Here is a 9,579-nt window from a genome sequence, read left to right on the forward strand (position 1 = left end):
AACCGCCGCATAGGCGGCTTAGAAAGCACAGGCGGCTGAGAAATATTGATTTTTTTAATTTGTATAAATGTTCTTTACTCTTTACCTTATGGTAATTATAATTGAGTTAAGGGTAAGATATTATTATTTCTTACTCTTTTTTATATAAAACTAATGAGGTAAATTTTATGGGTCACGCTCAAAAAAAGGAAAATCGACTTTACATTCCTCCACGTGACAAGCATGTTGAGGTTAAAGCAAAACCAGCATTAGGTAATAATTGTAGTCATAATGAACAAGTTATGAATGCTTTTTCTTTCGGATTTATTCGTTATAAAAAAGCTATGAAAGACCTATCTAAGGTGTAATAAATGCATTTATCTGAATTTGGAAAAATAGTTGATGGAATTAATTTTCTTTCTGTTGATGATATAAAGCTTATTAATTCATTGCTAATTCAAATGCAGACACCTAAAGAACCTATATACGTTCGAGATGAGAATGCATTAGGTTCATCCCAAGCCAGACCTAACGTTTACAGATATCATGGACAAACTGAAGATATTTTTAAATTGACGGCTGTGCTAATTGAAAGTCTAATTAAAAATCATCCTTTTGCAAATGCTAACAAAAGAACGGCTATGTTTTGTGGTTATTTATTTTTGTTATTAAATGGACAGGAGCTTACTGCACCAGACTCAGAAGTTGTTGAAGTGGGAGTTGGAATAGCTACAGGGGAATACGATATAGATTTTTTAGAAGACTGGCTTTTTTATTGGTCAAGAGAATTTGACTCACGGAATCTCTGTATTAAAAATACGGATTCTATTCAAAAATTAATAAGTACTGTTAAAAGTTAGAAATAAAACACAGAGCTTGGATACAAGCCCCTTCATGGGGCTTTTTTTATGACAGATTCACTATTTGAAGCAGTTGAAAATCAAATAAAACGGGCTCAATCGAATATATACACAGCACTACCACAAACTGGAATAGAGTATTGTCTACCATCAGATTAAAAATTTCTAAAAATTAACTACTATTAAAATAACCGCCAGAAAATAACCGCCAGCAGGTGGTTATTATCGTGAAAAACTAGTGATCAATCAAATGCAGATCAAATATTTAATATATTGATTATTAATACTTTATTATGAAAGGATAAATACTTTAAATTTTAAATTGTTATTTATCAATAAGTTAATTTCAGATCAAATATTATTAGATCCTAACCCGCTTCGGCGGGTTTTTTATTAAAAATCTAACTGTTCAGGTTTGATTTGTAGCGCTTCGGCAATTTTAATCCGCGTTGCTTTTCTTAGTTTTTGGCTTTTTTCATATTGAGAATAAGCCGATTGACTAATACCTATTTTATTCGCAACTTCAACTTGAGATAACTTTAAATATTCACGCCATGCTTGTGCAGGAGAATAGTTATTATCAAAAACCATGTTAACAACTTCGCTTGGTACACCTGTTTCAACATCGATTGGTTTTGCGTTTGATAACTCTAAGTATTGATTGTAAGGCATAACCACAAATTGTGGTTGTCCTTGTTCATTATTAATAAACTGTATATTAGTAAGTGCGTTCATCGCGTAATCGGTACCGATATCAATCAAAGCTAATTATTATCGAGCTAGCTGATTTTTAGCTGCTTCAGCTAAGAAGTTACTTCTATCTTTATAAAAAGAATTCGGCGCTTTAACTGCGTTATCTATTCTATCGATAAGAATATCAGGCAATGTGATATTAATTCTTTTTTGTTTACCAACAAATGATGACAAATCAACATCAATAATTACCCACGTATCGCAATGGGCATACTCATCGTTATTTTTATACGAAATATGATCGTTGTGAATATCTTTGACATCATAATCGCCTGATTCAATCATATCTTGAACAGTTAACAAAATAGCTTCAGTTGCCATTGCTGGAATATCACTTTCTTTATCAGCAGCAGAATAACAATCATATTTATCATTGCATAACGCAGGAACGACAATGCCGTACGCTGTATTGCTATCGCTCGGTGTTTCAATGCCAAGAGTAAAAAACATAATACCTCCAAAGGTGGCGGACTATAACAGCCCCGCCGATTTTTTGATTGATCTTACAGTGCCAATCGGTAAATCCGATTTTGGGTGAGGAACTGGAAACGTTTTATTAGTTATCGGTGAGTAAAAGATATGATGACTACCTCTAACTCGTTTCAGAACACATCCTGCGTTAGTAAGTTCTTTTATCAGGTCAGTTGATTTCATGTTTACCTCCTAACCTGAAAATAATTATACACACGCATACACATAAAATACAAGGAGATATTTATAATTATGGAAACATTTTTTTGGCAAGTTGCGCCAAGCATGAGTGAAAAAGCTGAGCCGAAAATAAAAACCATCAAGTTTGGTGACGGCTACGAGCAACGAATTAAAGACGGTATTAACAATGATTTGCGCTCATACAGCGTCACGCTAAAAGTTGCACGAGAAGATGCGCAACATATCAATGACTTTTTAACGCGTCATGGTGGACTTCATGCATTTAAATGGATCGAGCCAAATACGCACAGATTAATCACAGTTAAATGTACATCTTGGACATCTAACGTTATGAATACAGTAACAACAATAACAGCCACATTTGAGGAGGTAATCGCATGATCCCCAAAAAAATGCTGCTTGATATTACGAAAATAGCACAAGATACGATTATTGATTTGTACGAAGTTGATTTAACTAAAATCGTTGGAAACAAAACAATATTCCGATTTCATAACGGATTAAATGAGCTTCGGAGACCGATTACATGGCAGGGCAACATCTATGAGCCATACCCGATAAAAGTTGAAGGGTTTGAGAAAAACGGGCAGGGGACAAGTAATCGGCCGACGATGAGCGTGAGCAATGCGCTTGGCTTTATAACTGGATTAATCAATGACTTTGACGGCTTACTGGGCGCAATTGTCACACGTCACGAAGTGCCCGTTAAATACTTAGACGCTGTTAACTTTGAGAATGGTAATCAATATGCTGACCCGTTTTGCGAAATCATCTCAAATTATGTTATCGAACAAGTCAAACAACAAAATGCAATGGTGGTTACGTTTGAATTAGCGCTACCGTGTGAGTCTGACGGGGCATTAATCCCTGCTAGGACAATTATCGCTAATACCTGCGGTTGGATATATCGCTCATCTGAATGCGGTTATACTGGTGGCGCAGTAGCTGATGAATTTGATAATCCGACTAATGACATCACTAAAGACAAATGTAGCCGCTGTTTGACTGGCTGTAAACTACGATTTGGACAACACGGCATTCTTCCATTCGGCGGTTTTCCAACTGCTGCAAAAATCTCTTAAATAATATGAAAACACAAATACTTAACCATGCTAAACAATGCGGTGAGGCTGAGTGCTGCGGATTTGTTATTGATAATAAAACATATCTACCGTGTAAAAATATCTCACCGACATCGACAGAGACATTTGAAATTGCGCCAGATGATTGGATTCAAGCCGAACTGCAGGGGAAAATAACCGCAGTTGTTCACTCTCACCCCGACGCCGTGGTGGTTGGTTTGTGATAACAAAATTCATAAGTTCAGGTATATCAAGCCGTTACTGGGTCGCGAATTCAAGCACGGCGAGACCGATTGCCTAACGCTAATACGTGACGCCTATATGTTAACGGGTATCGATTTGCCCGATTATGTACGTCAAGATGACTGGTGGCATAACGGGCAAAACCTTTACTTAGATTTACTACCTAAAAATGATTTTGAACAGGTTCGGGATATTCAAGAGGGCGACGTCATCTTGGTTTGTCTTGGTTCAACAACGCCAAATCACGCAGCTATCTATATCGGCAATCAATTTATTTTACATCACTGCCCAAAACGGCTATCAAAACGCGATTTCTATAGCGGTTTTTGGCGAAACTACACTCATTCAATCTGGAGGCATAAAAAATGGCAATCATTCGCTTTTACGGCAATCTTAAACAATATGGCGATAAGTTCACTATGAGCGTTGAAACAGCAGCGGAAGCATTAAACGGCTTATATTGTCAGGTAAAAGGCTTGAAAAAGCAGATTATGGATGGCTATTTTCGAGTACGAATTAACGGCGTAGATATGAACGAGGACAATTTACAGTTTGGTCTACATAGCCGAATTCCACAAGATGCTGTTATTCATATTGTGCCAAAAACCGCAGGATCAAAAGGAGGGGTTTTTAGCTTTATTGCTGGCGCAGCCCTTTTTGCTGTTGGTTTTTTTGCTCCAGTGTCTTGGGGTGCTTGGGGCGCCTCACTCATGGCGTCAGGTGCTGGATTAATGATTGGCGGTGTAGCCATGATGTTGACCAAACTACCCCAAACCGATAAATCAGCAGAGGGCGGTATCAATAAAAACACCTATTTTTCTAATCTGGATAACACGATAGCACAGGGTGCGCCAGTTCCGCTTTGTTACGGGCAAATTAAAATTGGCTCAAAAGTTTTATCGCAAGGAATCGAGACATTAGAAGGAGCATAACAAATGGGTAAAGGTTCGAAAAAAGCAAAAACACCGTATGAAGCTCGTGATAATCTAAAATCCCATCAGCAACTGAGTATTATTGATTTGCTGTGTGAGGGACAGATAGAAGGACCGGTAAATGGATTACAGAGCGTTTTACTAAATGACACACCCATTCAAGCACCAGATGGGTCATATAATTTTAAAGGAGTTGAGGTTGAATGGACGGCAGGTACCCAGGTACAAGCACCGCTTGAAGGATTTCCAGCGACTGAAAATGAAGTACCGGTTAATTTGGAAGTGAAGCACTCAACGCCGCTTGTTAGAACCATTACCGACCCCAATGTTGATAGAGTAAGAGTAACTGCGGGCGTACAGGCATTAAGTTCAACCGATAAAAACGGAGATATCAATGGAACATCAGTATTAATGGAGATGCAAATAGGGGTAGGTAGCGCATGGAAAACAGTAAAAACGGTTAATTTAAATAATAAAAAAACACGTTCAAAATATTTAACATCCGTTATTTTAGACGATTTGCCGCCAACACCGTTTAATATTCGAGTCGTGCGCAGAACGCCAGACAGCACATCATCATCGCTGGTTAATAACACATTGTGGAGTTCATATACTGAAATCTACGATACTAAATTTTCCTATCCTAACACGGCGGTGGTTGGGTTGAAGTTTGATTCAGAGCAATTTAGCGGTGTTCCAAGACGGAACTATCTCATTAAAGGGATGATAGTTAAAGTGCCCGATAACTACGACCCAAATACACGGGAATATAAAGGTTTTTGGTCTGGCAACTTCAAGCTTGCATGGACCAATAATCCTGCCTGGGTATTTTACGATATTTTGACCAATACACGTTACGGTATGGGTAATAGGTTAGGTCAATTTGGCGTGGATAAATTCGCACTCTATACTATTGCACAATATTGTGACCAGCTAGTTGATGACGGCTTCGGCGGCAAAGAGCCACGTTTTACCTGTAACTGTTATATAACAGAACAACGACAAGCTTACGATGTTGTTCACGACCTGTGCTCAATATTTCGAGCTATGCCGATTTGGGATGGTACGCAATACACGGTAGTGATGGACAGACCAAGCGACCCAGTAGCGATTTATGCAAATGCAAACGTAGTAGATGGGCAGTTTAACTACACATCAGCAGCACAAAAATCACGACACACGGCTGTGCATGTTCGTTATATTGACCCTAGTAATAATTGGGAAACAACAACAGAATATGTTGCGGATGACGACCTAATAAAACGATTTGGTTTAAATGTGTCACAAGTTGATGCGTTCGGTTGTACCTCGAGAGGTCAAGCTCATAGAGTAGGAAAATGGCTAATTCAAACTGAAAAATTAGAAACACAAACAGTAACATTTAGTGTTGGCCGTGAAGGAATTCGTCATTTACCCGGTGATATTATTGGTATTGCGGATAATGATTTCACAGGAGCTACAATCGGCGGACGAATTGTAGCAGCGAAGGGTGACACTGTTACGCTAGATAGAGATATTGATATTAAAAATCTAAAAAATGCCTATTTGTGTGTCACGGATACTGATATGCAGCTACAAAAAGTCAAAATCCAAGCGCAAATCAAGCCAAACCAAATTGTTTTGGTGAATAGTGTTAGTGTTGATGAATATTCGGTTTGGAGCTTATACGATAATAAAATCAAACCACGCTTGTTCAAAGCGATAACAATCGCTGAAAACAGCGACGGCACTTACTCAATCACTGCGCTACAACATGAGCCACAAAAAGAAGCGATTGTTGATAACGGGGCTAAATTTGAGGTAGAAAGCGGTGCTATTTTTGGCTGGTCAATTCCGCCCGTTGAACAACTACAAGCCGAAGTCATTCCCGAATCCGACTTATATCAAGCACGATTATCATGGTCAACACCTCGAACAATTCAGAATCTCAAATTTGAGGTAAAAATCTATCGTGATGATAATTTAATTAGTCGTGAAACGGTAAATGATACTGAGTATTATTTATCAGAATTACAACAAGGTAAATTCAACGCAACAGTGAGGGGCGTAGCGGAGGATGGACGGCTAGGCGATGAAACTACGATAGTCTTTTCTATTTTGCCACCGGCCAAGCCATCAGGTTTAGTGTTAACGCCAAGTAGCTTCAATGTTGCTATACGTCCTGTTATGACTTCCGTATCAAGTCTTGGAACGCAATTCGAATTCTACAAAGGCAAAACAAAGGCAGAGGTTGAGGAAAAAAGCAATTATCTTGGACGCGCTATGTCGCTAACCGATGTTGATTGCCAGCCAGACACTGAATATTGGTACGGTGTAAATGCGGTTAATGTTGTTGGTCGTTCAGAGATGTTCATAGCTAATACCAGGACCTTAATTGCAGGGCGGGGGGGTTGTTTAGAATTCAAAGGCAAGACGGCAAATTCCCGACAAATAACGACGATGCTACTCAAATGTTCTATCGTGAATTTGGTTTTTATCCGGCTCGTGATACCACACTGATAATTTATTCATTAGATGGTTCGGGCAAAGTTGCTTACTCAGAAGCTAGAATGTACAACGGCGCACAATGGATTGAGCCAGCGATGTTTTTGGACGGTGATTTAATTGCGACAGGCACAATGCGCGGTGATAGATTAATTGCAGGTACTGAAATCAAAGCGCCTTTAGTTAGTGGAGGAAAAATTATAGCCGGAACAGTTGTAAGTGAAGATTATCCGCCGGCGTTTGAACTACTACCCGACGGCACACTTAATGCTAGAAAAGCTAACATTCATGGAAAGATTTCAGCAAATGCAGGTGAAATAGACAATGTCCTAATCGGTGAAAATTGCGAAATCAGAGGCACACTTAGTGCTGATAATATAAAAGGAAACTTAATATCAGCAAAGCATGTGAAAATGAGAGGAAACACATTCCATCACGCTACAGTGCCATTTGTAAAGGTTGAACGTGCTAAAAGAGAGCAGTTTTTACTCTTGTTTGGTGCTATTAAAGCAAGATTTTACAATAACGATAAACGTAGCCCATTGGACTATTCAGTTTATATTATAGTTAATGGACAGTGGCAAAATGAAGTGTTAATAGGAAAAGGACAAAATGAAGTACGTTCTGAGCAAAACATACTTATAAATTTAAATAAATATACCGATAAAGTGCTTAATATACAGTTCGGTACAAAAGTACATACAAGTAATGGTGGGGTAAACTGGAGAGCGAACATAGCTGTTTATTACGATTCTCTGGTGCTGCTTGCGCAAAATTTTAATGGATTTATTGATTGACTGTTTTCATGCAAGGTCGTAAAAAAGGGGAAGGATCCCCATTTGTGTTTCTATTATGCTTTTCAAATTGATTACTGTTGATGATTAAAATTAAGAAATTTGATTTATTATAAATATTGATAAGCTAAATTAGATCCAACTTAAGCAGTAACTTAAGCAGTTAAATTTTATAAAGCACTGGGTTATTGATTTAAATTCTTGATTATCTTAGGTTTTAATGGCGTCCCCTACAGGATTCGAACCTGTGACCTACGGCTTAGAAGGCCGTTGCTCTATCCAGCTGAGCTAAGGAGACATATCTAACTGCGTGCCTGTATTATATAAAGCAAATTTATTCAGTCAATCTCTTTTATATTTATTTGCTTAATAAGCAGGCAATCAGCTTCATTTTATTGTGATTCACATTTTATTTTGTTGTTATTTTAGAAAAAGTTAGTGAAATTTACTATTATTAAAATAATAAGTAAATAAATAGTGTGAACATAGGGTATTTTATAGTTAAAGTGTCTCGTTCTACTATATAATGAATTTCGTATTTATATAAGTTTATTGCTAATATAATAAAGTGAATATTTTTAATTATTTATCTAATCTAAGGAATGATGTAAGTGTTTAAAATTATGTTCCAACTGAAAATATACCCTATATTTATTCTTTTTCTCTTGATTTTTCTAAATACATCTTTGCAAGCTAAACAGCTTAATTTCTATAACTGGTCTGATTATATTGCGCCGGATACCATTAAAAATTTTCAGCAAAAGACTGGAATTAATGTTACTTATGATGTGTTTGATTCTAACGAAGTATTAGATAGTAAATTAATGGCGGGTAATACAGGATTTGATGTTGTTATGCCAACAGATAGTTTTTTGGCCAGGCAACTACATGCACATATTTATATGCCTTTAGATAAAGATAAGTTACCTAATTATGAGCATTTGGATCCTAAATTTTTAAAAATGATGGAAAAATTTGATCCAAAAAATCTATATGCCATACCTTATATGTGGCAATCAACAGGAATCGGTTTTGATGTTGATAAAGTTAAACAAATTTTAGGTGAAAATGTATCTTTAGATAGTTGGGATCTATTATTTAATGAGGAAAATATTAAAAAATTAAGTCAATGTGGTGTGGCATTTTTAGATGCGCCAAGCGAAATATTTCCTACTGTTTTAAATTATTTAGGCAAAGATCCAAATAGTAAACAAGCGAATGATTATTATGAAGCTGCTAATCTATTAACTAAAATTCGTCCTTATATTACTTACTTTCATTCCTCAAAATATATTAACGATCTTGCGGATGGTGATATTTGTGTCGCTATTGGATGGTCAGGTGATTTTTTTCAAGCAGCTAGAGCCGCAAAAAATGCGGGTCAAAAAAAATCAATTCATTACCTAGTTCCTAAAGAAGGGGCAATAATTACCTTTGATGCTTTAGCTATTCCTAATGGCGCTAAAAATAGTGAAGAAGCGTATCAATTTTTAAATTATTTATTAGAGCCTAAGGTGATTGCAAATATCACTAACCATATTTTTTACCCGAATGCTAATAAAGATGCAAAGCCGTATTTAGATAATGATGTCATTACTAATCCAGCTATTTATCCGCCAGAAGATGTATTAGCTCGACTTTTTCCTATTAAAGAACAATCGCCTAAAATAGATCGTTTAATGGTTAGACTCTGGACTAAAGTTTTAAGCGGATTTTAATTAAAAAGATCGTAATTTGTTACACTGTAACTTTTCAAGCAACCGGAATGAACGGCATAAAG

General features: G+C 36.9%; 11 protein-coding genes, 1 tRNA gene and 1 pseudogene. 9 read left to right on the plus strand and 4 right to left on the minus strand.

Going from position 1 to position 9,579, the window contains the following annotated elements; genetic code table 11:
- The first annotated feature begins 167 nt into the window (after positions 1 to 167).
- On the plus strand, positions 168 to 347 hold the full coding sequence (locus O970_RS09670) for a hypothetical protein (protein WP_133459487.1): 180 nt from the start codon (positions 168 to 170) through the stop codon (positions 345 to 347).
- A 3-nt stretch (positions 348 to 350) separates the two neighbouring features.
- Positions 351 to 839, plus strand: coding sequence for a type II toxin-antitoxin system death-on-curing family toxin (locus O970_RS09675; RefSeq protein ID WP_133459488.1), 489 nt, complete (start codon positions 351 to 353; stop codon positions 837 to 839).
- A gap of 393 nt (positions 840 to 1,232) precedes the next feature.
- Here O970_RS09675 and O970_RS09680 read toward each other — a convergent pair whose 3' ends face one another.
- The 3 genes from O970_RS09680 to O970_RS09690 are packed head-to-tail and all read right to left on the minus strand — an operon-like array spanning position 1,233 to position 2,246.
- On the minus strand, positions 1,233 to 1,574 hold the full coding sequence (locus tag O970_RS09680; protein WP_133459489.1) for a helix-turn-helix domain-containing protein: 342 nt from the start codon (positions 1,572 to 1,574) through the stop codon (positions 1,233 to 1,235).
- A 36-nt stretch (positions 1,575 to 1,610) separates the two neighbouring features.
- Complete coding sequence (locus tag O970_RS09685; RefSeq protein WP_133459490.1) at positions 1,611 to 2,042, minus strand: type II toxin-antitoxin system HicB family antitoxin; 432 nt, start codon at positions 2,040 to 2,042, stop codon at positions 1,611 to 1,613.
- A 21-nt stretch (positions 2,043 to 2,063) separates the two neighbouring features.
- Positions 2,064 to 2,246: a type II toxin-antitoxin system HicA family toxin gene (locus O970_RS09690; RefSeq protein ID WP_133459491.1), complete on the minus strand. Its 183-nt coding sequence runs from the start codon at positions 2,244 to 2,246 to the stop codon at positions 2,064 to 2,066.
- Positions 2,247 to 2,315: 69 nt separating this feature from the next.
- On the opposite strand from O970_RS09690, the gene O970_RS09695 reads away from it, so the two are divergent.
- From O970_RS09695 to O970_RS09720, 6 genes and pseudogenes are all read left to right on the plus strand, one after another.
- On the plus strand, positions 2,316 to 2,645 hold the full coding sequence (locus O970_RS09695) for a phage tail protein (protein ID WP_133459492.1): 330 nt from the start codon (positions 2,316 to 2,318) through the stop codon (positions 2,643 to 2,645).
- The gene (locus O970_RS09700; protein WP_133459493.1) at positions 2,642 to 3,346 is read left to right on the plus strand and encodes a phage minor tail protein L; all 705 of its coding nucleotides are present in this window, start codon (positions 2,642 to 2,644) and stop codon (positions 3,344 to 3,346) included. Before O970_RS09695 ends, O970_RS09700 begins: the two co-directional genes overlap by 4 nt.
- A gap of 5 nt (positions 3,347 to 3,351) precedes the next feature.
- Positions 3,352 to 4,012: pseudogene (locus tag O970_RS09705) on the plus strand (C40 family peptidase).
- Entirely contained in the window at positions 3,955 to 4,521 is a 567-nt protein-coding gene (locus tag O970_RS09710; protein ID WP_133459494.1) for a tail assembly protein, read from the plus strand. The pseudogene O970_RS09705 and the gene O970_RS09710 overlap by 58 nt, the downstream one beginning before the upstream one ends.
- A 3-nt stretch (positions 4,522 to 4,524) precedes the next feature.
- On the plus strand, positions 4,525 to 7,020 hold the full coding sequence (locus O970_RS09715) for a TipJ family phage tail tip protein (RefSeq protein ID WP_133459495.1): 2,496 nt from the start codon (positions 4,525 to 4,527) through the stop codon (positions 7,018 to 7,020).
- Complete coding sequence (locus O970_RS09720; protein WP_133459496.1) at positions 6,972 to 7,802, plus strand: phage tail tip protein; 831 nt, start codon at positions 6,972 to 6,974, stop codon at positions 7,800 to 7,802. Before O970_RS09715 ends, O970_RS09720 begins: the two co-directional genes overlap by 49 nt.
- A 218-nt stretch (positions 7,803 to 8,020) precedes the next feature.
- Here the strand turns inward: O970_RS09720 and O970_RS09725 are convergent.
- A tRNA-Arg gene (locus tag O970_RS09725) sits at positions 8,021 to 8,097 on the minus strand.
- 325 nt (positions 8,098 to 8,422) lie between these two features.
- Here O970_RS09725 and O970_RS09730 point away from each other — a divergent pair.
- Positions 8,423 to 9,517, plus strand: coding sequence for an extracellular solute-binding protein (locus O970_RS09730; protein ID WP_133459497.1), 1,095 nt, complete (start codon positions 8,423 to 8,425; stop codon positions 9,515 to 9,517).
- Positions 9,518 to 9,579: the final 62 nt, after the last annotated feature.

Source organism: Candidatus Schmidhempelia bombi str. Bimp, from assembly GCF_000471645.3.
GTDB classification, from domain to species: Bacteria; Pseudomonadota; Gammaproteobacteria; order Enterobacterales; family Orbaceae; genus Utexia; species Utexia bombi.